The organism is Streptomyces sp. NPDC031265, from assembly GCF_055570295.1.
On record NZ_JBVIHM010000016.1, the window covers coordinates 56,895 to 83,208 of the forward strand.

Annotated in this window: 18 protein-coding genes; 12 read left to right on the forward strand and 6 right to left on the reverse strand. The window is 71.7% G+C overall.

What is annotated here, in order from left to right; all coding sequences use genetic code 11:
• Positions 1-126: 126 nt before the first annotated feature.
• Positions 127-483 carry a WhiB family transcriptional regulator gene (locus ACZ499_RS23735; RefSeq protein WP_468677694.1) on the reverse strand — a complete coding sequence of 119 codons (357 nt, stop codon included), beginning with the start codon at positions 481-483 and terminating at the stop codon, positions 127-129.
• Positions 484-632: 149 nt separating this feature from the next.
• Entirely contained in the window at positions 633-1,340 is a 708-nt protein-coding gene (locus tag ACZ499_RS23740) for a DUF1707 SHOCT-like domain-containing protein (protein WP_468677696.1), read from the reverse strand.
• 183 nt (positions 1,341-1,523) lie between these two features.
• On the opposite strand from ACZ499_RS23740, the gene ACZ499_RS23745 reads away from it, so the two are divergent.
• Positions 1,524-3,215, forward strand: a complete 1,692-nt coding sequence (locus ACZ499_RS23745) for a fumarate hydratase (protein WP_468410689.1) — start codon at positions 1,524-1,526, stop codon at positions 3,213-3,215.
• A 527-nt stretch (positions 3,216-3,742) separates the two neighbouring features.
• Here ACZ499_RS23745 and ACZ499_RS23750 read toward each other — a convergent pair.
• The gene (locus ACZ499_RS23750; protein WP_468677699.1) at positions 3,743-6,355 is read right to left on the reverse strand and encodes a GNAT family N-acetyltransferase; all 2,613 of its coding nucleotides are present in this window, start codon (positions 6,353-6,355) and stop codon (positions 3,743-3,745) included.
• Between the two features lie 70 nt (positions 6,356-6,425).
• Positions 6,426-7,940 (reverse strand): ricin-type beta-trefoil lectin domain protein, encoded by a 1,515-nt coding sequence (locus ACZ499_RS23755; RefSeq protein ID WP_468677700.1) that lies wholly within the window; start codon positions 7,938-7,940, stop codon positions 6,426-6,428.
• A gap of 107 nt (positions 7,941-8,047) precedes the next feature.
• Between ACZ499_RS23755 and ACZ499_RS23760 the strand changes: the two genes are divergently transcribed.
• The 4 genes from ACZ499_RS23760 to ACZ499_RS23775 all read left to right on the forward strand — a co-directional run bounded on the left by ACZ499_RS23760 (position 8,048) and on the right by ACZ499_RS23775 (position 14,153).
• The gene (locus ACZ499_RS23760; protein WP_468677702.1) at positions 8,048-9,439 is read left to right on the forward strand and encodes a class II fumarate hydratase; all 1,392 of its coding nucleotides are present in this window, start codon (positions 8,048-8,050) and stop codon (positions 9,437-9,439) included.
• A gap of 104 nt (positions 9,440-9,543) precedes the next feature.
• Positions 9,544-10,218 carry a cytidylyl-2-hydroxypropylphosphonate hydrolase gene (fomD, locus tag ACZ499_RS23765; protein ID WP_468410681.1) on the forward strand — a complete coding sequence of 225 codons (675 nt, stop codon included), beginning with the start codon at positions 9,544-9,546 and terminating at the stop codon, positions 10,216-10,218.
• 237 nt (positions 10,219-10,455) lie between these two features.
• The gene (locus ACZ499_RS23770) at positions 10,456-12,555 is read left to right on the forward strand and encodes a SpoIIE family protein phosphatase (RefSeq protein ID WP_468677704.1); all 2,100 of its coding nucleotides are present in this window, start codon (positions 10,456-10,458) and stop codon (positions 12,553-12,555) included.
• Positions 12,556-12,701: 146 nt separating this feature from the next.
• Complete coding sequence (locus ACZ499_RS23775; RefSeq protein WP_468677706.1) at positions 12,702-14,153, forward strand: catalase; 1,452 nt, start codon at positions 12,702-12,704, stop codon at positions 14,151-14,153.
• Between the two features lie 70 nt (positions 14,154-14,223).
• Here the strand turns inward: ACZ499_RS23775 and ACZ499_RS23780 are convergent, their stop codons facing one another.
• Positions 14,224-16,611, reverse strand: coding sequence for a transglycosylase domain-containing protein (locus ACZ499_RS23780; RefSeq protein WP_468677707.1), 2,388 nt, complete (start codon positions 16,609-16,611; stop codon positions 14,224-14,226).
• 259 nt (positions 16,612-16,870) lie between these two features.
• Here ACZ499_RS23780 and ACZ499_RS23785 point away from each other — a divergent pair, with 259 nt between their 5' ends.
• The 5 genes from ACZ499_RS23785 to ACZ499_RS23805 are packed head-to-tail and all read left to right on the forward strand — an operon-like array spanning position 16,871 to position 23,539.
• On the forward strand, positions 16,871-17,590 hold the full coding sequence (locus ACZ499_RS23785) for an ABC transporter ATP-binding protein (RefSeq protein WP_468677708.1): 720 nt from the start codon (positions 16,871-16,873) through the stop codon (positions 17,588-17,590).
• The gene (locus ACZ499_RS23790) at positions 17,587-19,935 is read left to right on the forward strand and encodes an FtsX-like permease family protein (RefSeq protein ID WP_468677709.1); all 2,349 of its coding nucleotides are present in this window, start codon (positions 17,587-17,589) and stop codon (positions 19,933-19,935) included. Before ACZ499_RS23785 ends, ACZ499_RS23790 begins: the two co-directional genes overlap by 4 nt.
• A 43-nt stretch (positions 19,936-19,978) precedes the next feature.
• Positions 19,979-20,503 (forward strand): PadR family transcriptional regulator, encoded by a 525-nt coding sequence (locus ACZ499_RS23795; RefSeq protein ID WP_190089936.1) that lies wholly within the window; start codon positions 19,979-19,981, stop codon positions 20,501-20,503.
• The gene (locus ACZ499_RS23800; protein ID WP_385540326.1) at positions 20,500-21,192 is read left to right on the forward strand and encodes an ABC transporter ATP-binding protein; all 693 of its coding nucleotides are present in this window, start codon (positions 20,500-20,502) and stop codon (positions 21,190-21,192) included. The genes ACZ499_RS23795 and ACZ499_RS23800 overlap by 4 nt, the downstream gene beginning before the upstream one ends.
• Before the next feature lie 13 nt (positions 21,193-21,205).
• Positions 21,206-23,539: an ABC transporter permease gene (locus ACZ499_RS23805; protein WP_468677713.1), complete on the forward strand. Its 2,334-nt coding sequence runs from the start codon at positions 21,206-21,208 to the stop codon at positions 23,537-23,539.
• A 511-nt stretch (positions 23,540-24,050) separates the two neighbouring features.
• Here ACZ499_RS23805 and ACZ499_RS23810 read toward each other — a convergent pair.
• The gene (locus ACZ499_RS23810) at positions 24,051-25,001 is read right to left on the reverse strand and encodes a LysR substrate-binding domain-containing protein (RefSeq protein WP_468410854.1); all 951 of its coding nucleotides are present in this window, start codon (positions 24,999-25,001) and stop codon (positions 24,051-24,053) included.
• Positions 25,002-25,201: 200 nt separating this feature from the next.
• Here ACZ499_RS23810 and ACZ499_RS23815 point away from each other — a divergent pair, with 200 nt between their 5' ends.
• Together ACZ499_RS23815 and ACZ499_RS23820 are read left to right on the forward strand one after the other, a co-directional pair.
• Complete coding sequence (locus ACZ499_RS23815) at positions 25,202-25,756, forward strand: peroxiredoxin (protein WP_329159042.1); 555 nt, start codon at positions 25,202-25,204, stop codon at positions 25,754-25,756.
• 15 nt (positions 25,757-25,771) lie between these two features.
• Positions 25,772-26,305 (forward strand): alkyl hydroperoxide reductase, encoded by a 534-nt coding sequence (locus tag ACZ499_RS23820; RefSeq protein WP_468677717.1) that lies wholly within the window; start codon positions 25,772-25,774, stop codon positions 26,303-26,305.
• The last annotated feature ends 9 nt before the right edge of the window (positions 26,306-26,314 follow it).

The window sequence follows — 26,314 nt, forward strand, 5'->3', positions numbered from 1 at the left end:
CCGCCTTTCCCTCGGACACCCGGCCCGCCTCCCCCACCGCAAGGCGATGCCCCCGACCTGGTGCGCCCGGGAGGGATCCCCCCCGTTGTGCGGACGGGGGCGCCCCTTCACGTACGTACGCGCGCCTCAGGCGGCGGACGCGGACTTCTTCAGCTCGACCTCGCGCCGGCGCCGACGAGCCAGCACCACACGCCGCTCCGCCGCCGTCAGACCGCCCCACACCCCGTAGGGCTCGGGCATCAGCAGGGCGTGCTCGCGGCACTCGACCATGACGGGGCAGCGGGCGCAGACGCGCTTGGCGGCCTCCTCGCGCGACAGGCGCGCGGCCGTCGGCTCCTTGGAAGGGGCGAAGAACAGCCCCGCCTCGTCCCGGCGGCAGACCGCCTCCGTGTGCCACGGGCCCGCCTGGTCCTCCCGAGCTGGGCCGAACTGCGGCGGGACTGCGACGGCGACCTGCAGGGACTGATGCGGCGGATGCAGCACGGCCAACTCCTGACGACGGCTGACGACGGCTTCGCGAGCGAGCGACGATGCGACAGTCCCTACCCGCTGTGCGCGTGCCTATGCACTGAGTTCCGATGTCCGGAATTCCGATCGTGCGCCGATGACTGGAAGTGTGCGGACGCGACGCGTCAGGAGTCGAGGTGTTTGCGCAGGCGGCCGTGGAGGTCGGCGATCCGCTTGCCGCGCTTGGGCTTGGCCTCGATGTTGCCGAATACCGAGTATCCGTTGACGACGACCACGGGCGCCTCGGGGTGTTCGGCCTCCAGCGTGTCCACTTCGAAGTTGCCGAAGATGCCGGTGCCGCTGCCCCGCAGGGTGAGGTTCTCGGGGACCCGGACCTCCACGTTGCCGAAGATCGAGGTGGCGTTGATGACGGAAAGCCGCTGTTCGAAATAGGCCTCGGTGAGATCGATCTCGACGCTGCCGAAGAGCGCGAACGCGTTCGTACGGCGGCCGATGCGCCAGCGGCCCTTGCGGGTCGAGCTGGAGAAGACGGCGACCAGACTCTCGGCGGCGACCGGCCCCACGGCCTCGTCCGGAGCGTGTGCGGTGGCATACGCGGGCGTGGACGACGCGGACGCGGGCGCGCCGAACCGGTGCACGCCGTCGGCCGCCGCGGGCAGGTCCCGTACCAGCGGCTCCAGTTCGCCCATCGTCTTGGCGCGGTAGACGCCGTCGATGCGCTCGGCGTGCTCCTCCGCGTCGAGGCGCCCCTCCGCGAGGGCCTCGCGGAGGATGTCGGCGACCCGGTCGCGGTCGGCGTCGGAGGCGCGCAGGGGCGCGGGCTGGGCGGGCTCCACGGGCTGCGGCTTGGCGTCGTGCTTTTCGAGGTCCACGGAGTCAGCGTACCGAAACGCGATAGATCGCGACTAGGGGTACGCGAGGGTGGGCGCGCCGCCGGGTCCGGGCGCAACTGAGCCTTACCTCACAGAAGCGGGGGCGTGGCGGCGGCATACGCTTGAGGGCGCTGTGCCAATGGAGGTCAGCCGCTGTCTGCCGAGTGAGGAATGGCCGTACACATGCCCCCCGTCTCCCGCCCTGCCAGCCCTGCGTTCGCGTACTCCGATCTGCTCCCCCTGGGAGAGGACCACACGCCCTACCGACTGGTGACCGCCGAGGGTGTCTCCACCTTCGAGGCCGACGGCCGTACGTTCCTCAAGGTCGACCCGGAGGCGCTGCGCAAGTTGGCCGCCGAGGCGATCCACGACATCCAGCACTACCTCCGCCCGGCGCACCTCGCCCAGCTGCGGAAGATCATCGACGACCCCGAGGCGTCGTCCAACGACAAGTTCGTGGCCCTCGACCTTCTCAAGAACGCGAACATCGCGGCGGCGGGCGTGCTGCCGATGTGCCAGGACACCGGCACGGCGATCGTGATGGGCAAGCGCGGCCAGAACGTGCTGACGTCGGGCGGCGACGAGGAAGCCCTCTCGCGCGGCATCTACGACGCGTACACGCAGCTCAACCTGCGCTACTCGCAGATGGCTCCGCTCACCATGTGGGAGGAGAAGAACACCGGCTCGAACCTGCCCGCGCAGATCGAGCTGTACGCGACGGACGGCGGCGCGTACAAGTTCCTCTTCATGGCGAAGGGCGGCGGCTCGGCCAACAAGTCGTTCCTCTACCAGGAGACGAAGGCCGTCCTGAACGAGGCCTCCATGATGAAGTTCCTGGAGGAGAAGATCCGCTCGCTGGGGACGGCCGCCTGTCCGCCGTACCACCTGGCGATCGTGGTGGGCGGCACGTCGGCCGAGTTCGCGCTCAAGACCGCGAAGTACGCCTCGGCGCACTACCTCGACGAGCTGCCGACCGAGGGCTCGGCCACCGGGCACGGCTTCCGTGACCAGGAGCTGGAGCAGAAGGTCTTCGAGCTGACGCAGAAGATCGGGATCGGGGCGCAGTTCGGCGGCAAGTACTTCTGCCACGACGTGCGCGTGGTGCGCCTGCCGCGCCACGGCGCCTCCCTCCCGGTGGCCATCGCCGTGTCGTGCTCGGCGGACCGCCAGGCGGTCGCGAAGATCACGGCCGAGGGCGTGTTCCTGGAGGAGCTGGAGAAGGACCCGGCGCGGTTCCTGCCGGAGACGACGGACGAGCACCTCGACGAGTCCGGCGATGTGGTGAAGATCGACCTCAACCAGCCGATGGACGACATCCTCGCGGAGCTCACCAAGTACCCGGTGAAGACCCGTCTTTCGCTCACCGGGCCCCTCGTCGTGGCGCGCGACATCGCGCACGCCAAGATCAAGGAGCGGCTCGACGCGGGTGAGGAGATGCCGCAGTACCTGAAGGACCACCCGGTGTACTACGCCGGGCCGGCCAAGACCCCCGAGGGGTACGCGTCCGGGTCCTTCGGGCCGACGACGGCCGGGCGCATGGACTCCTACGTCGAGCAGTTCCAGGCGGCCGGGGGCTCCAAGGTGATGCTGGCGAAGGGGAACCGGTCGGGGCAGGTGACGCGGGCGTGCGAGGCGCACGGCGGGTTCTACCTGGGGTCCATCGGTGGGCCGGCCGCCCGGCTCGCCCAGGACTGCATCAAGAAGGTCGAGGTCGTCGAGTACGAGGAGCTGGGGATGGAGGCGGTGTGGAAGATCGAGGTCGAGGACTTCCCGGCGTTCGTCGTCGTCGACGACAAGGGCAACGACTTCTTCCAGGCGCCGGCTGAGCCGCCCACGTTCTTGAACATTCCGGTACGGGGTGCGGCGCAGCAGTAGCGGTTCTTGGCCCCACCCCGCCCCTTCACCTGGACCCTCCGGGGGTGGGTGGGGGTGGAGGTGGGGTTCCCGGGGGCTACGCCCCCGGACCCCCGAGCGGGGCTGCGCCCCTGCACCCCCTCGCGGGGCCTGCGGCCCCTGCACCCCGCTTCCGGGCTCCGCCCCGGACCTCTGGGACCCCGCTTCCGGCTCCGCCCCGGACCTCTGGGCGGGGCTTCGCCCCTGGCTCCGTTCGTCTGCGGGCCGTCTGTGGCTGGTCGCGCCCACGCGGCGGAGCCGCTCATGTCACAGCCCCGCGCCCCTGAAGGGGCGGGAGCTCCGCTCCCTGCCCCCCGCTCCTCGTACGCCGGAGGGGCTGAAGTGTGGCCGGGCCCCGTTCTGCCTTGAGGTGCGCGGGGAACTGCGCGACCAGCCCCCACCGGCCCGCGGGCAAACCAGGGGCCCGGGGCGCAGTCCCGCAATGGGGTCCGGGGGCGTAGCCCCCAGCAGCCCGGCCCGGCCCACCACCCGGCCGCCCGCCCAGGGCTTCAGGGAACGGGCGGGGTGGGGGGCCTCTCCAAGAACGCCAGGCGCGCCCGCTTCTCCGGCTTCTCCACCTCCTCCCCCAGCACGAACCCCGCCCGCACCATCCGCTCGATCGACTTCTCGTTCCGTACGTCCGGTTCCACCACGATCCGCTGGCGGGCGGGGTCGGAGAGGACGTAGTTGATCAGGGATCTCATCAGGGCGCCCGTGAAGCCGGGGCGTGCCGGGCCCAGCGCCGGGGCCACCAGGATGTGGACGCCCACGTCGCCCGGGCGCACCTCGTAGCACTCCCCCAGCGGATCCGCCGCCGGCTCGTACGTCTGGAACAGCCCCACCGGCTCGTCGTCCAGCAGGAGCAGGAACGCGTGGTGCGTGGGGAGGGAGTCCACGTACGCGTAGGTCTCCTCCACGTACGCGCGGTCCGCGTCCAGCATCCCCCAGAACCGGGCCCGCTCCTGGGTGACCCACGAGTGGATCAGGTCCGCGTCCCCCGACGGGTCCAGCGGGCGCAGCCGGACCGTTCCGAAGCCGGCGACCTTCTCCTCGTACGCGTAGGCACCGCGCTCGTACGACGTCTCTCTCCTCAGGTTGCTCCAGTCGGTCACCACCGGCGCCAGCTCCCCCGCCGCCCACAGCCGGAGCTGGTCGCGGTGGTGGGGGCTGTCCGGTGCGCCCGACGCGCCGAACGGGACCACCCAGAGGCTGTCCTCGCGGCGGGCCAGGTCCCAGACGAACCGCGCGGCCGGGCCCCGGGCGCTGCGGTGGGTGAGACCGGGGACGCTGCTCGTGGACAGGACGCAGTCGTGGTCGCCCGCCAGACCCGGCCACTCCTGCGGCGCCGGCGCCGCCTGCCACGGCGCGAGCCGGTGCGCCTCGCCCCACGGCCCGAACTCCACACCCTCCGCCGCCACTTCCTCCAGCGCCGCCCGTACCAGGGCCGCCCGGTCGAGTTCGGGCAGCATCGAGGTCGTCAGGATCGTCTCCAGCGCGAACGCGATCCTCGGCGTCAGCGCCAGCCAGGGCAGGAACAGGTCGGGCAGGGGCGGGAGTTCGGCCAGGTCGGCGAAGGACGGGTGCCTGGCCAAGTGGCGTACCACCCGCTCCCGCACCGTCGCGTACGCCATCGCGTCCTTCGAATCCGCCTCCATGCGGCGGTCCCAGCGCGTCGTCAGCCCGTCCCGGAGAGCGTCGGCCTGTGCGGTGAGGTCCTTCAGACGCGCCAGGAGCCCCAGCAGCGGGCGGGCCGACGCCAGGTCCGTGTCCGTGTGGATCGCCGACATCCGCTGCGGCGTCCACGCGTGCGAGCCGGACAGCAGGCTCGCTATGCGGTCCGCGCGGTACGGGGGCGCGAACTCCACGCCCAGCGGCGCCGCCAGGCCCCGCTGATTGGCCATCACGGCCGTCCCGGACACCTCCGCGCGCGGCATCGGGGCCCAGCCCTTCCACGCGTGGGCCGCCTCCCACGCAGGTACGACCCGTACGCGGTTGGTGCCGTGGCGCAGCGGTACGCGGCCCGCCACGCGGTGCAGATGGCCGCCCCGGGTGTCGGCGGCCTGGACCACGTTGACCGGCTCGACCCATTCGTCGAAGGCGCGGTCGACGTCGTCGGCGGTCCGTGCGCGCAGCAGCGCCGGGAGCGCGGCGAAGCCGAGGGCGGCGGTGACGCGGGGCGGGTGGCGCAGGCTGATGGCATCCGGCGCGTCGGGGCCGCCGATGATCACCGGGCCCCGGTCCGTCTCGATCACCTCGACCGTCACGGGCGCCGCGCCCGCCACTTCCACCTTCTCCGTGTGGACGGCTGCCGGGCCCCAGCCGTCGGGGCCGAGCGCGGCCACGCCCTGACCGTCGCGGCGCAGGCGTTCGCGGTAGAGGTCCTGGTAGTCGGCCATGGCGTTGGTGATGGCCCAGGCGACCGAGCCGGTGTGGCCGAAGTGGGCGATGCCGGGGACGCCGGGGACGGCGAGGCCCACGACGTCGAACTCCGGGCAGGAGAGGCGGATCTGCTGGTAGACGCCGGGGTCTTCGATGAAGCGGTGCGGGTCACCCGCGATGATCGCGGCGCCGGTGGCGGTGTGCTCGCCGGTGACCAGCCAGCCGTTGGAGCCGGAGGTGCCGGGGCCGTCGGTGGCGAAGAGTTCCACCGCGCCCGCGCCGAGCGCCGCGACCGCGCGCTCGCGCCAGAGCTTGGTGGGGAACCCGGCGAAGAGGATGTGGGTGGAGAGCCAGACGCCCAGCGGCGTCCAGGGCTCCCAGCGGCCGGGCGCCAGGCCCGTCTCCGCGAAGCCGGGCTGCCGGGCGGGCCCCGCCCCCTCCGCGAGTCCGTCGTTGACCCCCGCCACGTACGCCGTGACCCAGTCCGCCGTCTCCGCGTCCAGCGCCTCGAAGCACCGGCGGGCGGTGTCGGCCAGGCGGGCGCGGCGGGCGAAGACGTCCCAGCCGGCCGCGTCGGGGCCGAGGAAGGCGGCCGTGGTGCCCTGCACCCGGTGCCGTTCGACCTCCAGCTGCCAGGCCCGGTCCACGGCGGTGACCCGTCCCTGTGCGTACGCCAGCTCGCGGGCGTCGGCCGCCCGCAGGTGCGGGACGCCCCAGGTGTCTCGATAGACCTCGGCGCTCACGCCCGATCCCCTCCCTGTAAGTTAGGACAGCCTAACCTAAAGGGAGGGGACGGTTATGCGGTGGCCGTCGTTACGCGAAGCGCTGCGACGGGGAGCCGTCGCACGGGCGCAGCGTCAGCGGGTCCTTGGCCGCCGCCAGCGTGGCGCACAGGCCGCCGGCCGCCGCCGGGCGCAGGGTGGAGCCGTCCCTGACGAACTCCTGGTTGGCGCCGCCGTGGCAGTTCCAGATGATCAGCCTGGCCCCGGCCGAGTAGTTCGCTCCCGGCACGTCCAGGCAGCGGTCCTGGGTGAGCTGGGTGTGGACCGACTTGCGGGCGCCGTCGTACCACCAGTTCTGGTTGCGGCCGCCGTGGCAGTCCCAGCCGATGACGGCGGTGTTGTCGGCGCTGGACGCGCCGCTCACGTCCAGGCAGCTGCCGGTCGAGGCGTTCTTCAGCGGCTGGTACGCGTCGTCCCAGGCGAGCGGATAGAGCACCGGCGAACCGGTGGACGCCGGGTCGGCGCAACTTGCCTCGCGCTGCCCCGAGTTGTAGATCTGGGTGAGGCAGGACGCGAAGGCGCCGTGGCCCCGGTAGTTGGGGTGGAAGGACTGGCGGACCGAGTTGGAGTCCGGCAGGCCGGGCTTGGACAGATCGATGTAGAGGCCGCGCGCCCAGGTGTCCTCCATGCACACCTCGTGGCCGTTGAAGAGCCGCGAGTTGTCGAGGTAGACGGCGCCGGTGTCGGCGGCCGCCTTGCGCATCCCGCGCTCGAAGGCCGGGACGGCGGTGTTGCGGCCCCAGACGGTGTCGGAGTCGTAGCCGAGGCCGCCGCAGACGAGCTTGCCCGGAAAGCCGGGGTTGTCGTGGAAGTCGGGGCCGATCGGGCTCGGGTAGCCCATCACGACCAGCTTGTAGTCGCCCTCGGCGTACCCGGCGTCGCGCATCACGGCCTTCAGATCGGTGACCGTCTGCTCGACCTTGGGCACCAGGCCGTCGACCCGCGCCTGCCAGCCGGGCGCGTACTTCGACTCGCACGGGCCCTGGAGCAGCAGGTACCGCTCCACGCAGTCGGTCATCACCGGGCCGAACTGGAGGTCGTCGTTGGCCCCGGCGACCAGCAGCACCATCTTGATGCGGGTGTTGCGGGCCTTGATGGCCAGGCTGTCGCTCTGCACGAGCTCGTCCGCGTACTGCTTCGAGCCGCCTATCCGGATGTTGCCGGTGTACGCGCCCGAACAAGCCACGTTGTACGTCTCGTCGGCGGGGATCCCGGTGCGGTGGATCGCGGAGTCGGGCGCCCGGTGGCACCAGTTGTCGGGGCCGTTGGTGCCGGCCTCGTAGGTGCCGACGCCCTCGCCGGAGATCTCGCTGTCGCCGAGCGAGATGAGCCCGGTCCTGCGCTGGTCCATGGGCCGCTCGGCGGAATCCCCGTACAGCTTGAGCGCCTCGGCGGCGCGGATCTTCTCCAGCTCGGGCGGAAGGGGGGTGGACTGTACCGTCGCCGCGGGTGCGGCCGTGGCTGTTGCCGTCATGCCCCCGAACGCGGCCGCCGCGGCCACGGCGGCCGCGAACGTACAGCGAATTCTGTGCCTGGTGCGCCTCATTGCGCCTCCCCGGTGATGAGTTACCACCGGTATTTACTGGCCGGTAGGGCTCCATGGGAATAGGTAGAACCAGACAACTGCTCAACTTTTTCAGGAGGTTCAGAGATATGAACGACAGCGAGTACCGGATCGAGCACGACTCCATGGGCGAGGTGCGGGTCCCCGCGCACGCCAAGTGGCGGGCCCAGACGCAGCGGGCGGTGGAGAACTTCCCCGTCTCCGGGCAGCGTCTGGAGCGCGCCCACATCGAGGCGCTGGCCATGATCAAGGCGGCCGCGGCCAAGGTCAACGCCGAACTGGGCGTGCTCGACAAGGACATCGCGGGGGCGGTCCAGGAGGCGGCCGCGGAGGTCGCCGAGGGGCGCTGGGACGAGCACTTCCCGGTCGACGTCTTCCAGACCGGCTCGGGCACCTCGTCCAACATGAACATGAACGAGGTCGTGGCGACCCTGGCGAGCGAGCGGCTCGGCCGGGACGTCCACCCCAACGACCACGTCAACGCCTCGCAGTCGTCCAACGACGTCTTCCCCTCCTCCATCCACGTCGCCGCCACGGCCGCCGTCACCGGCGATCTCGTCCCGGCCCTGGAGCACCTCGCCGAGGCGCTGGAGCGCAAGGCCGCCGAGTTCGCGGACGTGGTGAAGTCCGGGCGTACGCATCTGATGGACGCCACCCCGGTCACCCTCGGCCAGGAGTTCGGCGGCTACGCGGCGGCGATGCGGTACGGCGTGGAGCGGCTGCGGGCCTCGCTGCCCCGGCTCGCCGAACTCCCCCTGGGCGGCACCGCCGTCGGCACCGGCATCAACACCCCGCCCGGGTTCTCGGCGGCCGTGATCGCGGAGGTGGCGCGGGCGACCGGGCTACCGCTCACCGAGGCCCGCGACCACTTCGAGGCGCAGGGGGCGCGGGACGGTCTGGTGGAGACGTCCGGCCAGCTCCGCACGGTCGGCGTCTCGCTCACCAAGATCTCCAACGATCTGCGCTGGATGGCGTCGGGTCCGCGCACCGGACTGGCCGAGATCAGCCTGCCCGACCTCCAGCCGGGCTCCTCGATCATGCCCGGCAAGGTCAACCCGGTCATCCCGGAGGCCGTACTGATGGTCGCGGCGCAGGTGACCGGCAACGACGCGACGGTGGCGGCGGCGGGCGCGGCCGGCAACTTCGAGCTGAACGTGATGCTCCCCGTCATGGCCAAGAACCTGCTGGAGTCGATCCGGCTGCTCGCGGGCGTCTCCCGGCTGCTCGCCGACCGTACCGTCGACGGGATCACCGCGAACCGCGAGCGGGCGCGGGAGTACGCGGAGTCCTCGCCGTCGGTCGTCACCCCGCTCAACAAGTACATCGGGTACGAGGAGGCGGCGAAGGTCGCCAAGAAGTCGCTGGCCGAGCGCAGGACGATCCGCGAAGTGGTCCTGGAGGGCGGGTACGTGGAGCGCGGCGACCTCACCGAGGCGCAACTGGACGAGGCGCTGGACGTGCTGCGGATGACCCGGCCCTGAGGCGCGGGCGCGGGCGGTGCCGGTGCCCGCGCGACGACCGGGCGGTGACCGCGGCCGTGACGCGGGTCGCAGCGCGGTCTTGACCGTGCTCCTAGGATCTGCGCATGACAGGTACCGGAGGCATGAACCACTGGGCGCCGGGGGACCAGATCCTCTGGCGCTACCGCGGCAATGCCCCCGGCCCGAAGAGCCGCGTCCACATCTGCCGCCCGGTGACCGTCGTCCAGGACACAGACGAGCTGCTCGCCGTGTGGATGGCGCCGGGCACCGAGTGCGTCAAGCCGGTGCTCGTGGACGGCACCCCCGTCCACGAGGAGCCGCTGGCCACCCGCTACACCGCCCCGCGCACCACGGAGCGCGCGCGCTGGTTCGGCACCGGCGTGCTCAAGCTCGCGCGCCCCGGCGACCCCTGGTCGGTCTGGCTGTTCTGGGAGCGGGGCTGGCGCTTCAGGAGCTGGTACGTGAACCTGGAGGAGCCGCGCACGCGGTGGTCGGGTGGGATCGACTCCGAGGACCACTTTCTCGACATCTCCGTCTACCCGGACCGCACCTGGCAGTGGCGGGACGAGGACGAGTTCGCGCAGGCCCAGCGGGTGGGGCTGATGGACGCGGCCCAGGCCCGGCGGGTCCGGGCGGCCGGGACGGCGGCGGTCGAGGTGATCCGGGCGTGGGGCAGGCCGTTCTCGGACGGGTGGGAGGAGTGGCGGCCCGATCCGCGGTGGCCGGTTCCCGCGCTCCCGGCGGACTGGGATCGCACCCCGGCGCATATGCCGTCGTGAGACCCTTGATGCGCCCCCGGGGTTCAAACGTAGGATCGTCCTCCGCAAGGCTGCGCATCGACAACGAGGGAACCCAGGGCGCAAATTGACCGTATGTCACCTCAAGGGGGGTCGGGACGTGAGGGGTGTCGCGGCCGCCCGTGGAGCGGGTATACCGCACGAAGCGACTGCCTCGCGCATCCTCGCCCTGCTTTCAGCACGGTGGATGTCTCACTCCGGACGGACGGAACCCGACGCGTGACGGAGCATCAGCCCACTTCGCACGAGAGCCGGCACCAGGAGCAGCTGGCCCGGCCTCCTGAGGCGGCCCGGCCGCGCCCGGACGAGCCGGGCGCGGGCTCCGCCGCGCACTCCCCCGCGCCCGCCCCCCAGGCCACGGCTCCGGCCGCCCGGCGGGGCCAGGCCCGCGCGGCCACCGCGTCCGTGCCCGGCCAGCCCGAGCCGGGCTCGCGCGACCTCGCCCGGGATCTGGGCGCGGCGGCGACCGCGAGCGCGATGGGGGTGCCGCCCGGACGGGGCCCCTCGGAGTCCCCGGGCGCCGGCGTGCCCGGCGGGCCGGCCTCCGGCGCTCCCGGGGCCGGCAGCGGCGGCGAGGTCCCCGGCGGCGGGGACAGTGCGGCCGTGGCCCGCCGCGAGGGCGACCGGCTGCGGTTCGTGGGCGCCGCGACCCGCAGGATCGCGCGCGGCATAGACCTCGACGAGATCGTGCTCGGGCTGTGCCGGGCCACCGTCCCCACCTTCTCGGACGCGATACTCGTGCATCTGCGCGACCCGCTTCCGGTCGGGGACGAGCGGCCCGCCAGCCCCTTCGTGCTGCGGCTGCGCCGAACCGACCGGCTGCGTTTAGTCGATGAGTCCCTGCAGGAGCCGGAGGCGATCGACGCCCTGTCCCTGCTGAACGCCCAGACCGATCTGACGCCGGCCGCCGAGCTCTGCGAGGTCCGCACCGGCGGCGCCCTCGCCGAGGTGCTGCGCGGGGTGCGGCCGGTCTTCGGCGACTCCGTGCCCGCCCGCCTCGCCCTGGCCGAGCTGCTCGGCCCCGACCGCCCGGTCCCGGGCGGCCACCGGACGATACTCGCCCCGCTCCGGGGCCGGCGCCGAGTGATCGGCGCCGCCGTGTTCGTACGCGGCCTGGAGCGGCCCGCCTTCGAGGCGAACGACCTGCTGGTGGCGGCCCAGCTGGCCACCCACACCGCGCTCGGCATCGACAAGGCCGTGCTGTACGGACGCGAGGCGTACATCGCGGACGAGCTCCAGCGGACCATGCTGCCGGACTCGCTGCCCCAGCCGACCGGCGTGCGGCTGGCCTCGCGCTATCTGCCGGCCGCCGAGACCGCCCGGGTCGGCGGCGACTGGTACGACGCGATCCCGCTGCCCGGCAGCCGGGTCGCCCTCGTCGTCGGCGACGTCATGGGCCACTCGATGACCTCGGCCGCGATCATGGGCCAGCTGCGCACCACCGCGCAGACCCTGGCCGGGCTCGACCTGCCGCCCCAGGAGGTGCTGCACCACCTCGACGAGCAGGCCCAGCGGCTCGGCACCGACCGGATGGCGACCTGCCTGTACGCGGTGTACGACCCGGTCGCCCACCGGATCACCATCGCCAACGCCGGACATCCGCCGCCGGTCCTGCTGCACCTGGGCGGGCGCGCCGAGGTGCTGCGGGTGCCGCCGGGCGCGCCGATCGGCGTGGGCGGGGTCGACTTCGAGGCGGTCGAGCTGGACGCCCCGGCGGGCGCCACCCTGCTCCTGTACACGGACGGCCTGGTGGAGTCCCGGCTGCGGGACGTGTGGACCGGCATCGAGCAGCTGCGCGAGCGCCTCGCCGCCACCGCCCAACTGACCGGCCCGGACCACCCGCCGCCCCTTGAGGCGCTCTGCGACGACGTCCTGGACATGCTGGGCCCCGGCGACCGGGACGACGACATCGCGCTGCTCGCGGCCCGCTTCGACGGGATCGCGCCGAGCGACGTGGCGTACTGGTTCCTGGACCCGGAGGACTCGGCGCCCGGCCGGGCCCGCCGCCTGGCCCGGCGCGCCCTGCACCGCTGGGGCCTTGAGGAGCTCACGGACTCGGTGGAGCTGCTGGTCAGCGAGGTGGTCACCAACGCCGTGCGGTACGCGGAGCGCCCGGTGACCCTGCGGCTGCTCAAGACGGACGTCCTGCGCTGCGAGGTCGGCGACGACTCGCCGCAGCTGCCCCGGCAGCGGCGGGCGCGGGACACCGACGAGGGCGGGCGCGGTCTGTTCCTGGTGAACCGGCTGGCCAGACGGTGGGGCGCGACCCGGCTCTCCGGCGGCAAGGTGGTCTGGTTCGAGCTGGCGACCCGCCCCTGAGGCGGGGCGGCCGGCCCGATACCCGGCCCAGGACTGGACGGGATCCAGATGTTGCCGACACCCCGTCGGCGGAGTTGACTGGCTCATGGACGAAGCGACCCCACCCATTCCCGATGGGGGTCATCCCCCGCTGAGGGAGGACGCTCGTGAGCACTCAGCCCTACACGACGAACAACGCCGGAGTCCCGGTGGAGAGCGACGAGCACTCGCTCACCGTCGGCTCCGACGGCCCGATCCTGCTCCAGGACCACTACCTCATCGAGAAGATGGCCCAGTTCAACCGGGAGCGGGTCCCCGAGCGCGTGGTCCACGCCAAGGGCTCGGGCGCGTACGGCACGTTCGAAGTGACCAATGACGTCAGCCAGTTCACCAAGGCCGACCTCTTCCAGCCGGGGCGGCGCACCGAGATGCTGGCCCGTTTCTCGACGGTCGCCGGGGAGCTGGGCTCGCCCGACACCTGGCGCGACCCGCGCGGCTTCGCGCTCAAGTTCTACACCGAACACGGCAATTATGACCTGGTCGGCAACAACACCCCCATCTTCTTCGTACGCGACCCGATGAAGTTCCAGGACTTCATCCGCTCGCAGAAGCGCCGCCCGGACAACGGGCTGCGCGACCACGACATGCAGTGGGACTTCTGGACGCTGTCCCCCGAGTCGGCGCACATGGTGACCTGGCTGATGGGCGACCGGGGCATCCCGAAGACCTACCGCCACATGAACGGCTACTCCTCGCACACCTATCTGTGGATCAACGGCGGCGGCGACAAGTTCTGGATCAAGTACCACCTGAAGACCGACCAGGGCATCGAGTACCTCACCCAGGCCGAGGCCGACGACCTCGCGGGCCGGGACACCGACGTCCACCGCCGCGACCTGTTCGACGCGGTCAGGTCCGGGAACGCGCCGAGCTGGACGATGAAGATCCAGGTCATGCCGTTCGAGGACGCCCCCGACTACCGGTTCAACCCGTTCGACCTCACCAAGGTGTGGCCGCACGGCGACTACCCGCTGATCGAGGTCGGGCGGATGACGCTCAACCGGAACCCGGACGACTACTTCATCCACATCGAGCAGGCCGCGTTCGAGCCGTCCAACATGGTGCCGGGCATCGGCCCCTCCCCCGACAAGATGCTGCTCGGCCGGCTCTTCTCGTACCCCGACACCCACCGCTACCGGATCGGCCCCAACTACGCGCAGCTGCCGCCCAACCGGGCCCGCTCGCAGGTCAACTCGTACGCGAAGGACGGGCCGATGCGCTACGAGCCGTCCCGCGCCGGGGCGCCGTACGCACCCAACTCCCACGGAGGCCCGGCGGCGGCCGTGGAGAGCTTCGGGGACCCCGCCGGATGGCAGACGGCCGGTGAGATGGTCCGCGAGGCCTACAGGCTGCACCGCGAGGACGACGACTGGGGCCAGGCGGGCACCCAGGTGCGCCAGGTACTCGACGACGCCGCGCGCGAGCGGCTCGTCTCCAACATCGCGGGCCATCTGAAGGACGGCGTGAGCAGGCCCGTCCTGGAGCGCGCGCTCCAGTACTGGCGCAATGTCGACAAGGGCATCGGCGACCGGGTCGCCAAGGCGGTAGAGGGCGGCTGAGCCGCCCCGCCAACGCGTCGGCCCCCCGCCCTGACGGGTGGGGGGCCGACGTGCGTGTCACAGGCGTGGGCTACGGCGTGTTGCCGCCGCCCTGGACGGTGCCCTGGGTCGTACCGCCGTCGGCCGTGCCGGTGGTCGTACCGCCGTTGGCCGTGCCGGTCGTCGTACCGCCGTTGGCCGTGCCGGTCGTCGTACCGCCGTTGGCCGTGCCGGTCGTCGTACCGCCGTTGGCCGTGCCGGTGGTGGTGCCCCCGTTGGTGGGGGTGCCGTTGGTGCCGCCGGTCGTCGGCGTGCGCGTCGGGGTGTGGGTCGGGGGGTGCGACGGCGTCCGGGTCGGGGGGTGCGACGGGGTGTGCGAGGGCGTGTTGGACGGAGTGTTGGACGGCGTGGTCACCGGGGGCTCGTCCGGCTGCTTGGCCGCGCCCTGGTCGGTGTCCAGGTCGAACTCGGCGTCACCGCTGCCGACCGCGTCGAAGGTGTACGCGGCCCAGATCCGGGCCGGGATGGAGCCACCGGCGACCCGGCCGTCGATGTCGGCGACGTCCTTGAGGGAGACCTGGCCGCCCTTGCCGACCGTGGTCTCCTTGCCGTCGATCTTCACCGTACGCGGCCCGGCGGCCTCGCCCCACAGGCCGACGGAGGTCACCAGCGAGGGCGTGTAGCCGGTGAACCAGGCCGACTTGTTGTCGTCGGAGGTGCCGGTCTTGCCCGCGACCGCCTGACCGTCGCGGTTGGACGCGTCCCGCACCGACTTCTTGGCCGTACCGTCGTCGACCACGCCGGTGAGCACCGAGGTGACGGCGTCGGCCGCGTCACGGCTGACCACCTGGTCGCCGATCGGGTCCGGCCTGTTGTACTTGGCCGTCTTGTGCTGGGCCGACTTGACGATGGACGGCGTGACCTTCTTGCCGTGGTTGTCGAGCGTGGCGTACGCGCCGGCCATCTCCATCGGGCTCGCGCCGTACGAGCCCAGGGTCATGGCGGGATGGGCACCGACGCCCTTCATGTGGTTGAGGCCGAGCGCGACGGCCGTGTCCCGCAGCTTCGTCAGCCCCACGTCCACGCCCATCTGCGCGAAGACGCTGTTGACGGACTTGTTCATCGCCGTCTGGACGGTGATGGGGCCGTAGCTCTGGTCGTCCTCGTTGGGCGGCGCGTAGCTGTCGCCGCCTTCGCCCTTCACCGGACGCTTGTTGTCGCCGTTGTAGATGGTGTCGGCCCGGATCTCCTTGCCGTCCTGCGTCTCGGCCTTGTCGTTGAGCGCGGCGGCGAGGATCAGCGGCTTGAAGGTTGAGGCGGGCTGGTAGGTGGCCGTCTTCGCGTTGCTGATCTGGTGCTTCATATAGTCCTCGCCGCCGTACAGCGCGACGACCGAACCGGTCTTCGGGTCCACCGAGACGGCGCCCGCCTGGACGTCCTGGTCGACCTTCTTCTTCTTCTTGTCCAGCTTGCTGGTCAGCTCCTGCTTCACCGCACCCTCAAGAAGCTGCTGCTTCTTGGGGTCGATGTTGAGCGTGATGGTCCAGCCGCCCTTGGCCAGATCCGCTTCGCTGATGCCGTTGTGGACGAGCTCGTCCTTGGCGGCCCGGACCATGTAGCCGGTCTGGCCCTCCATGCCGGGGTCGGGCTTGGGCTCGATCGGCACCGGGAACTTCATCGCCGCCCGCTGGGCCGCGTCCAGTTCCTTCATCTTGACCATGTTGTCGAGGACGTAGTTCCAGCGGTTGGTCACCAGCTTCTTGCCGGTCTCCGTGGCCACCGCCCAGTCGTACTGGCTGGGCGCCTGGAGCAGCGCCGCCAGATAGGCGCCCTGCTCGATGGTCAGCTTGGTGGAGTCCACCCCGTAGTACGCCTGCGCCGCGGCCTGGATGCCGTAGGAGTTGCGGCCGTAGAAGCTGGTGTTGATGTACCCGGCCAGGATCTCCTTCTTGTCGTACTTCTGGTCGACCTTGAGGGAGATCACCAGCTCCTTGAGCTTGCGGGTGACCGTCTGGTCCTGGCTCAGGTAGAAGTTCTTGACGTACTGCTGGGTGATGGTCGAGCCACCCTGCTTGCCCTTGCCGGAGAGGGTGTTCAGCAGGCCTCGGGCGGTGCCCTTGAAGTCGACGCCGGAGTCCTTGTAGAAGGACATGTTCTCGGCGGCGACGAAGTCCAGCTGGACCTTCTCGGGGATCTTGTCGAGCCCGACGACCTCACGGTTGAGCTGTCCGGTACGGGCGATGATCTTGCCGTTGGAGAGCTTGTAGACGTTGCTCTGCAGCTGCGCCTGGGCGTTCGCCTCCGGGATCGGCGTCATCAGATAGATGATGTAGAAGCCGCCCATCGCGAGCAGGACGAGACCGAAGAAGGTGCCGAGCATCTTCTTCCAGGTGAAGAGCCTGCGTATCCGCCCGCCCTTCTTCTGCGTGGTCCGGCGCGCACCGCGCTGCCGGGCCCGCCGCTCTTCCGCTCGGCCCATAACCTCAGTCGCTCGCCTTCTTGACTCGCCAGATCAGCTCAGAAAACTAACACCGCACGTGTGGACAAAGAGGAGCCCATCACGTCTTTTCCGTACGTGAGAATCAGCACCCGGCCCATGGGAACCGACTGACAAATGGCCCTGAGGGTTGCCAGAACCCAGGATCCTGCCCTTTTTTGCATGGGAATGTCATGTTCCCCTCGGTGCTATGCACCAGGGGTATACACATCGCGTATACCTAGTGCGTATAGTCCTCCTCATGTCACTCGGCTCGTCATCCGGCCCGTCGTCCGGCCCCCTGCTCAGCGCGAGCGGGCTGCGCAAGGCCTTCGGCTCCACGCCCGCCCTCGACGGCGCGGACTTCTCTCTCTCCCCCGGTGAGATCGTCGCCGTCATGGGGCCCTCGGGGTCCGGGAAGTCCACACTGCTGCACTGTCTCGCCGGGATCGTCCGGCCCGACGCGGGGACCATCACGTACGACGGGCGCGATGTGACCGCGATGAACGACACCCGGCGCTCGGCCCTGCGCCGCCGCGACTTCGGGTTCGTGTTCCAGTTCGGCCAGCTCGTGCCCGAGCTCACCTGCGCCGAGAACGTGGCGCTGCCGCTGCGGCTCGACGGGGTGCGCCGCAAGGACGCCGACCGCGCGGCGATGCACTGGCTGGAGCGCCTGGAGGTCGACTCGGTCGCCCGGCGGCGGCCCGACCGGATATCCGGCGGCCAGGGCCAGCGCGCCGCCGTCGCCCGCGCCCTGGTCACCGCGCCCCGCGTGGTCTTCGCGGACGAGCCGACCGGCGCCCTGGACTCGCTCAGCGGCGAGCTGGTGATGCGGCTGTTCACCGAGGCCGCCCGGGACACCGGCGCGGCCGTGGTCCTGGTCACCCACGACACCCGGGTCGCCGCCTACTCGGACCGTGAGATCACCGTCCGCGACGGCCGCTCCCGCGCCCTCACGCCCGCCCCGGCCGGTACGCGGTGAGCCGCCGCGTCCGCGAGCTGGCGCTCGGCGCCAAGTTCGCCTTCACCGGCGGCCGCGAGGGCTGGGTCCGTACGCTGCTGACCGCGCTCGGCGTCGGGCTCGGGGTCGCGCTGCTCTTCGCGGCGGCGTCGATCCCGCACGTCAACCAGGCGAGCAGCGCGCGCGGCGACGCCCGGACGCCCGCCGCCTCCGGCAGCAAGAAGCCGTTCGAGCTCTCCGACAGCTCGGTGCTCTTCGACATGGTGGGCACCCAGTACCGCGGCGAGTCCCTCGGCGGACTCCTGCTGCGCCCCGAGGGCAGGCACCCCGCCGTGCCGCCCGGTCTGGGCGCCCTGCCCGGCCCCGGCGAGATGGCCGCCTCGCCCGCCCTGCGCGAGCTGCTCGACTCGCCGAAGGGCGAGCTGCTGCGCCGGCGGCTCCCGTACAAGGTCACCGCGAGCATCGGCGACGCCGGGCTCCTCGACCCCACCGAGCTCTTCTTCTACGCGGGCAGCTCCACCCTCAGCCAGGCGGGCGGCGCCCTTCGCACCAACGCGTTCGGCGGCGAGGTCGTGAAGCTGCCGCTCAACCCGGTCCTGATGGCGCTCACCGCGGTGGCCTGCGTGGTGCTGCTGCTGCCGGTGATCATCTTCATCGCCACCGCCGTACGGTTCGGCGGCGAGCGCCGCGACAAGCGGCTCGCGGCGCTGCGCCTGGTCGGCGCCGACACCGGGATGACCCGCTGGATCGCGGCCGGTGAGGCGCTCGCGGGCTCGGCACTCGGCCTGCTGCTCGGAGCGGTCCTCTTCCTCTTCGGCCGCGAACTCATCGGCGGCTTCCGCTTCTGGAACTTCGCCGCCTTCCCCGCCGACTTCACCCCGGACCCCGCGCTCGCCGTGCTCGTGCTGCTCGCCGTGCCGCTCGCGGCCGTCGTGGTCACCCTCTTCACGATGCGCTCGGTGGCCGTCGAGCCGCTGGGCGTCGTCCGGGCCGCCAAGCCCCGCGGGCGCAGGCTGTGGTGGCGGCTGCTGCTGCCCGTGGCCGGGGTCACCGTCCTCGCCCTCTCCCCCAAGGCGGGCGTGGACGGGGGCGTCAGCGTCACCGCCCCGAACCTGGTCGCCCTGGGCGCGATCCTCACCCTGACCGGTCTCGCGACGCTGCTGCCGTGGCTGGTGGAGGCGGCGGTCGCCCGGCTGCGCGGCGGCCCGGTCGCCTGGCAGCTGGCCGTACGCAGGCTCCAGCTCGGCGGCGGCACCGCGAGCCGGGCCGTCGCCGGGATCACCGTGGCGGTGGCGGGCGCCATCTCGCTCCAGATGATGACCACCGGCATCCACGCCGACTTCGTCCGCACCACCGACCAGGACCCCAGCCGCGCCCAGGTCGACGTCACGGCGAACTTCCCGAGCGGCGAGCGCGCCCAGCGGATGATCCACGACTTCCGCGCCACCACGGGCGTCGAGGCGGTGATCGGCACGGTCGAGACCTATGCGACGCGGCCGGGCCACTACACCGGGAGCCAGATCCGGCCCACCACCACCCTGGCCGTGGGCGACTGCGCCACGCTCGCGGAGCTCGCCCGCATCGGCTCCTGCCGGGACGGCGACACCTTCGTCGTCCACCCCGCGGACGACAAGCGGCTCAGCGCATGGGTGGACGAGACCGCGCGGCCCGGCGAGGCGGTCAACCTCGACACCACCTCCGACTACGACTCCTCGGTGAAGCCGTACCTGTGGACGCTGCCCAAGTCGGCCCGCCCGGTCGTCTCCCGGCCCGACCCGATGGGCGAGCACCGGTACGGCATCTTCGCCACCCCCGGCGCCGTCGACGTCACCAAGCTCCCGTCGGCCGAGACCAGAGCCATGATCAGGGTGGACCGTGCGGTGCCGGACGCCGCCGAGTACGTACGCAACACGGCCGCCGCCATCGACCCGGCCATGACCGTGCGCACCATCGACAACATCGAGCGCGACAAGCAGTACGCCAGTGTCCAGCGCGGGCTGCGGACCGGGGCGATCGCCACCATGCTGCTGATCGCGCTGAGCCTGCTCGTCTCGCAGATCGAGCAGCTGCGCGAGCGCCGCAGGCTGCTCTCGGTCCTGGTCGCGTTCGGCACCCGGCGCTCCTCGCTCGCCCTGTCCGTGCTGTGGCAGACCGCCGTGCCGGTCGTCCTCGGGGTCGTGCTCGCGGTCGCGGGCGGCACCGCGCTGGGCGTGGCCCTGCTCGACATGGTCGGCAAGGAGGTCACCGACTGGTGGCTTTTCCTGCCGCTGGCGGGCACCGGTACCGTCGCCGTCCTGGTGGTGACGCTGCTCAGCCTGCCCCCGCTGTGGCGCCTGATGCGCCCCGACGGCCTCCGTACCGAGTGACCCGACCACCCTCCGCAGACGTACAGCAGAAAGGCATCTGAGCATGTCCATCGGCCACACCCTCCTCGGACTCCTTGAGTCGGGCCCGCGCCATGGGTACGACCTCAAGCGCGCCTTCGACGAGAAGTTCGGGCACGACCGCCCGCTGCACTACGGGCAGGTCTACTCGACCATGTCGCGCCTACTGAAGAACGGCCTCGTGGAGGTCGACGGCGTGGAGGCCGGCGGCGGCCCCGAGCGCAAGCGGTACGCGATCACCGAGGCCGGCATCACCGACGTCGAGGCCTGGCTCAAGCAGCCGGAGAAGCCCGAGCCGTACCTCCAGTCGACGCTCTACACCAAGGTCGTCCTCGCCCTGCTCACCGGCCGCAGCGCCGGGGACCTGCTCGACACCCAGCGCGCCGAGCACCTGCGGCTGATGCGCATCCTCACCGACCGCAAGCGCCGCGGCGACCTCTCCGACCAGCTGATCTGCGACCACGCCCTGTTCCACCTGGAGGCGGACCTGCGCTGGCTGGAGCTGACCGCCGCCCGCCTCGACCAGCTCGCCACGGAGGTACGCGCATGACGCCCGCCGGCTCCCTGCTCCTCGCCAAGGACCTGCGCAAGTCGTACGGGTCCACGCCCGCCCTCGACGGCGCGGAGTTCTCCATCCACCCCGGCGAGGTCGTCGCCGTCATGGGCCCGTCCGGCTCGGGCAAGTCGACGCTGCTGCACTGCCTGGCCGGGATCGTCACGCCCGACTCGGGGACGATCCTCTACAACGGCCGTGAGCTGTCGTCGATGAAGGACGCGGAGCGCAGCGCGCTGCGCCGCAGCGAGTTCGGCTTCGTCTTCCAGTTCGGCCAGCTCGTCCCCGAGCTGACCTGTACGGAGAACGTGGCCCTGCCGCTGCGGCTGACCGGGGTACGCCGCAAGGAGGCCGAGCGCACGGCGCTGTCGTGGATGGAACGCCTGGAGGTCGACGACCTCGGGAACAAGCGGCCCGGCGAGGTCTCCGGCGGCCAGGGCCAGCGCGTCGCGGTGGCCCGCTCGCTGGTCACCTCACCCCGGGTGATCTTCGCGGACGAGCCGACCGGCGCCCTCGACTCGCTCAACGGCGAGCGCGTGATGCAGCTGCTCACCGAGGCGGCCCGGTCCGCCAACGCGGCGGTCGTCCTGGTCACCCACGAGGCCCGGGTCGCCGCCTACTCCGATCGGGAGATCGTCGTACGCGACGGAAAGTCCCGCGACATGATGCTGGAGCACTCCGTATGAACAGGCACGCCATATGAACAGGCTCCGCGATCTCTCCCTGGGTGCCAAGTTCGCGCTCACCGGCGGCCGCGAGGGGTGGACGCGCACGCTGATGACGGCGATCGGCGTCGGCCTCGGCGTGGCGCTCCTGCTCGCCACCACCGCCCTGCCGGGCGCGCTCTCGGCGCGGGACGCCCGCGACAACGCGCGCAACGACTACGGCGCCGGGCAGCAGACGCCCGCGGCCGCCGACACCATGCTGATCGCCCGTACCGACACGGTCTTCGGCGGTGACGACATCCGCGGCCGGCTGCTGCAGCCCGAGGGCGACCGGGCGCCGGTGCCGCCGGGTCTGTCCGCGCTGCCCGCGCCCGGCACGATGGTGGTCTCGCCCGAGCTGCGCGACCTGCTGGCGTCGCCCGGCGGCACACTGCTGCGCGAGCGCGTCCCGTACAAGATCACCGGCACGATCGGGAACGCGGGCCTGCTGGGCCCGCACGAACTCGCCTACTACGCGGGCAGCGACGCCCTCAAGGGCCACAAGGCGCTGTCCTCCGACCAGGCCGACGTCGAGCGGATCAAGACCTTCCCGGACAAGAAGGCGGGCGAGCCGATCGACCCGATCCTGGCCCTGCTCATCGTGATCATCTTCGTGGTGCTGCTGCTGCCGGTCGCGGTCTTCATCGCGGCGGCCGTCCGCTTCGGCGGCGACCGGCGCGACAAGCGCCTCGCGGCGCTGCGCCTGGTCGGCGCGGACAGCCGGATGACCCGCTGGATCGCGGCGGGCGAGGCACTGGCGGGCTCGCTCCTGGGACTCGCCCTCGGCACGGTGTTCTTCCTGATCGCCCGCCAGTACGTGGGCGAGGTCACGATCGCCCGGCTCAACGTCTTCCCCTCCGACCTGAACCCCAGCGCGGGCCTGGCGCTCCTGGTGGGAGTGGCGGTGCCGGCGGCGGCGGTCGGAGTGACGCTGTTCGCGCTGCGCGGTGTGGTCATCGAACCGCTCGGTGTCGTACGGACGTCGGTGCCGCGCCCGCGGCGCCTGTGGTGGCGTCTGCTGCTGCCGGTGGTCGGACTCGGCCTCCTCGTGCCGATGTTCGACAAGGGCCGCGACACCGGCTTCTACAACCAGACCCAGGTGATCAGCGGTACGGTCCTGCTGCTCATCGGCGTGTCGGCGCTGCTGCCGTGGCTGATCGAGACGGTGGTGCGGCGGCTCGGCGGCGGCGGGGTCGGCTGGCAACTGGCCGTCCGCCGACTCCAGTTGAACTCGGGCACCGCGGCCCGCCTGGTGAACGGCATCGCGGTGGCGGTGGCCGGGGCGATCGCGCTGCAGATGCTCTTCAGCGGCATCGAGGGCGACTACGTGACGTCCAGCGGCGAGGACACGGCCCGGGCCCAGATGGTCGTCCCGGTGTCCTCGAACCTGTCCAAGGCCGAACAGGCGCGCCGAGAGGAGAACTTGAGGGCGGTACCGGGCGTGACGGGCACGACGACGCTGGGGAACATCGGCCTGCACACGAGGACGCCGGACCCGGACAGTCAGCAGTACGTCGAGATGGCGGTGGGCGACTGCCGGGCCCTGCGCGAGGTGGGCGAGCTGACCTCGTGCAAGGACGGCGACGTGTTCGTGGCGACCGGCGGCACGTTCGGCCAGGGTGCGGCGGCGGGCGCGAAGCTGTACTTCTCCCCGGCGGACGGCGCAGACCGCAAGGAGACGGAGATCGCGTACACGGTGCCGCGCGACGCGCGCACGGTCCCGGCCCGGACGGACCCGATGGGCTTCAAGCGCGGCGGCCTGCTGGCCACGCCGGGAGCGATACGCAAGCTCACGAAGGCACGGGTGTACTACACGACGTACGTGACGACGCGGCCGGGCGACGCGCTGGTGGCCGACCGGGTCCTGAACGCGGCCTGGGCGGCGGACCCGTTCACGCAGGCGCGGCAGCTCAACGACCTCAAGACGGCGGCGAGGTTCGCGGGGGCGCGGCGCGGTCTGTACATCGGCGCCGCCGCGGTCCTGCTGCTGATCGGCACCAGCCTGCTGGTCTCCATGCTGGAGCAACTGCGCGAACGCAAGCGCCTGCTCTCGTCCCTGGTCGCCTTCGGCACCCGCCGCACGACCCTGAGCTGGTCGGTCCTGTGGCAGACAGCCGTCCCGGTGGCCCTGGGCCTCACCCTGGCGGCGGGCGTGGGCCTGGGCCTGGGAGCGGTCCTGCTCCGCATGGTCGGCCACCCGATCCACATCGACTGGCCGTCGGTGGCGGGGATGGTGGGGATCGGCGGGGCCGTGGTGCTCCTGGTGACGGCTCTGTCGTTGCCACCGCTGTGGAGGTTGATGCGGCCGGACGGGTTGCGAACGGAGTAAGGCACTGCGGGGCGCGGTTTCGCGTGCGGGCCGGTGGGGGCCCCTCCGGGGGGGCGGTGCGTTTCGCGTGCCCCCGGAGGGGGCCCCTCCGGGGGGGGGCGGTGCGTTTCGCCTGCGGGCTGGCTGTGGCTGGGCGCGCAGTTCCCCGCGGCCCCTTTTGGCCCGGGGTTTGTCTGCGGACCGTGGCTGGCTGGGCGCGCAGTTCCCCGCGCCCCTTGAGGGGACGGGGGCGCGGCTCCACGAGGCCCCGGGGGGCGTTGTTCGGGGGCGTTGTTCGCCTGCGGACCATGGCTGGCCGGTGGCGCAGTTCCCCGCGCCCCTGAGGGGACGGGGTATCGGCACCGGATACCCCCAACCCCCCAGGGGCGCGGGGAACTGCGCGATCAGCCCCCACCGGCTTGCAGACGAACGGGATACGGGGCGGAGCCTCGAAGCGGGGTGCAGCCCGCCAGGGGGCCGGGGGCGTGGACCCCGGGAAACCCACCCCCACCCACCCCCGCCCCCGGAGGGTTTAGGGAACGGGCGGGGAGGGGCACAACCGCACCGGCAACACCCCCAGCGCCCCCCTCAACGCCCCCGCGAACTCCTCGAACTCCCCCTGCCGCGCCGCACCCGAGCGGATCGCCAGAGCCACCCGCCGCGAGGGAGCCGGATCCGCGAAGTACCCGGTGACCAGGCGGTCGTTACGGGACGTCTCCACCCGCAGAGCCGTACGCGGCAGCAACGTCACCCCCAGCCCGCCCGCCACCAGCTGCACCAGCGTGGACAGGCCCGCGGCGGTCGTGGTCACGGCCGCCCCCTCCTCCCGCCCCGCCTCCCGGCAGATGTCGAGCGCCTGGTCGCGCAGGCAGTGGCCCTCGTCCAGCAGCAGGAGGTCCAGCTCGCGCAGGGCCTCGCGCGGCACGTCCGTACGCCCGCCCAGCCAGTGCTCCTGCGGCATGACCAGCACGAAGTCCTCGTCGAAGAGCGGGAGTTCGGTCACCCCGGGCACGCCCAGCGGGACCGCCAGGAGCAGGACGTCCAGGCGCCCCGCCGCCAGCCCGTCGAGCAGCGACGACGTCTGCTCCTCGTGGACCTGGAGGTCCAGCTCCGGGTACCGGTCGTGGACCAGCCGCAGCACCGTCGGCAGCAGATACGGCGCCACCGTCGGGATCACCCCGAGCCGCAGCACCCCGGTGAACGGTGCCCGTACCGCCTCGGCCTCCTCCAGGAGCGACCCCACCGCGTCCAGGACCGCCTTCGCCCGCACCGCGAGGCGTTCCCCGGCGGGCGACAGGAGCACCCGGCGCGTGGTGCGCTCCAGGAGCTGCACCCCCAGCGCCTCCTCCAGCGCGGAGACCGCCCCGGACAGCGCGGGCTGGCTCATTCCGATCGCCGCCGCCGCGTCCCGGAAGTGCAGATGCTCGGCCACCGCCGCGAACGCCCGCAGCTGCGCCAGGCTCGGCTGTTTGACGGACTTCACAGCCGTCCGGCCCCGCTGATTCCCGGGCGCCGCGCCCGCCCCGCCCGCACCATTACTTATAGCCACTGATAAGCACCTCCGATCACGATGACCGAGTCTAGCTATTTCCCTGATCAATGACTCCTGTGGCACCATCCGTAATCCGTCCAACCCCCAGGGAAGCCCCCAAAAAGGACCCTTCCCGATCGCAAGGAGAGCGCGTGCTCACTGTCGGTGACAAGTTCCCCGAGTTCGACCTGACCGCCTGCGTGTCGCTGGAAAGCGGCAAGGAGTTCGAGCAGATCAACCACAAGACCTACGAGGGCAAGTGGAAGATCGTCTTCGCGTGGCCCAAGGACTTCACCTTCGTGTGCCCGACCGAGATCGCCGCTTTCGGCAAGCTGAACGACGAGTTCGCCGACCGTGACGCCCAGGTCCTCGGCTTCTCCGGCGACTCCGAGTTCGTGCACCACGCCTGGCGCAAGGACCACCCGGACCTGACCGACCTGCCCTTCCCGATGCTGGCCGACTCGAAGCACGAGCTCATGCGTGACCTCGGCATCGAGGGCGAAGACGGCTTCGCGCAGCGCGCCGTCTTCATCGTCGACCAGAACAACGAGATCCAGTTCACGATGGTGACCGCCGGTTCCGTGGGCCGTAACCCCAAGGAGGTCCTGCGGGTCCTCGACGCCCTGCAGACCGACGAGCTGTGCCCGTGCAACTGGACCAAGGGCGAGAACACCCTGGACCCGGTCGCGCTGCTCTCCGGCGAGTGAACGGACTGATCTGACATGGCTCTCGACGAACTGAAGTCCGCTCTCCCGGACTACGCCAAGGACCTGAAGCTGAACCTCGGCTCGGTCATCGGCAACAGCGAGCTCCCGGCCCAGCAGCTGTGGGGCACCGTCCTCGCCTGCGCCATCGCCTCGCGCTCGCCGAAGGTCCTGCGCGAGCTGGAGCCCGAGGCGAAGGCCAACCTCTCCCCCGAGGCGTACACCGCCGCCAAGGCCGCTGCCGCGGTCATGGCGATGAACAACGTCTTCTACCGCACCCGCCACCTGCTCTCCGACCCGGAGTACGGCACGCTGCGGGCCGGTCTGCGGATGAACGTCATCGGCAACCCGGGTGTGGAGAAGGTCGACTTCGAGCTGTGGTCGCTGGCCGTCTCCGCGGTCAACGGCTGCGGCCAGTGCCTGGACTCGCACGAGCAGGTCCTGCGCAAGGCCGGTGTCGACCGCGAGACGGTCCAGGAGGCCTTCAAGATCGCTTCGGTGATCCAGGCCGTGGGCGTCACGCTGGACGCCGAGGCCGTGCTGGCCGAGTAGTACCCCGTA

Coding starts and splice junctions, on each gene's coding strand:
- ACZ499_RS23745 (WP_468410689.1), top strand. CDS start 1,524: ATGCCCCCCGTCTCCCGCCCTGCCAGCCCTGCGTTCGCGTACTCCGAT.
- ACZ499_RS23755 (WP_468677700.1), bottom strand. CDS start 7,940: ATGAGGCGCACCAGGCACAGAATTCGCTGTACGTTCGCGGCCGCCGTG.
- ACZ499_RS23760 (WP_468677702.1), top strand. CDS start 8,048: ATGAACGACAGCGAGTACCGGATCGAGCACGACTCCATGGGCGAGGTG.
- fomD (WP_468410681.1), top strand. CDS start 9,544: ATGACAGGTACCGGAGGCATGAACCACTGGGCGCCGGGGGACCAGATC.
- ACZ499_RS23780 (WP_468677707.1), bottom strand. CDS start 16,611: ATGGGCCGAGCGGAAGAGCGGCGGGCCCGGCAGCGCGGTGCGCGCCGG.
- ACZ499_RS23785 (WP_468677708.1), top strand. CDS start 16,871: ATGTCACTCGGCTCGTCATCCGGCCCGTCGTCCGGCCCCCTGCTCAGC.
- ACZ499_RS23795 (WP_190089936.1), top strand. CDS start 19,979: ATGTCCATCGGCCACACCCTCCTCGGACTCCTTGAGTCGGGCCCGCGC.
- ACZ499_RS23800 (WP_385540326.1), top strand. CDS start 20,500: ATGACGCCCGCCGGCTCCCTGCTCCTCGCCAAGGACCTGCGCAAGTCG.
- ACZ499_RS23805 (WP_468677713.1), top strand. CDS start 21,206: ATGAACAGGCTCCGCGATCTCTCCCTGGGTGCCAAGTTCGCGCTCACC.
- ACZ499_RS23820 (WP_468677717.1), top strand. CDS start 25,772: ATGGCTCTCGACGAACTGAAGTCCGCTCTCCCGGACTACGCCAAGGAC.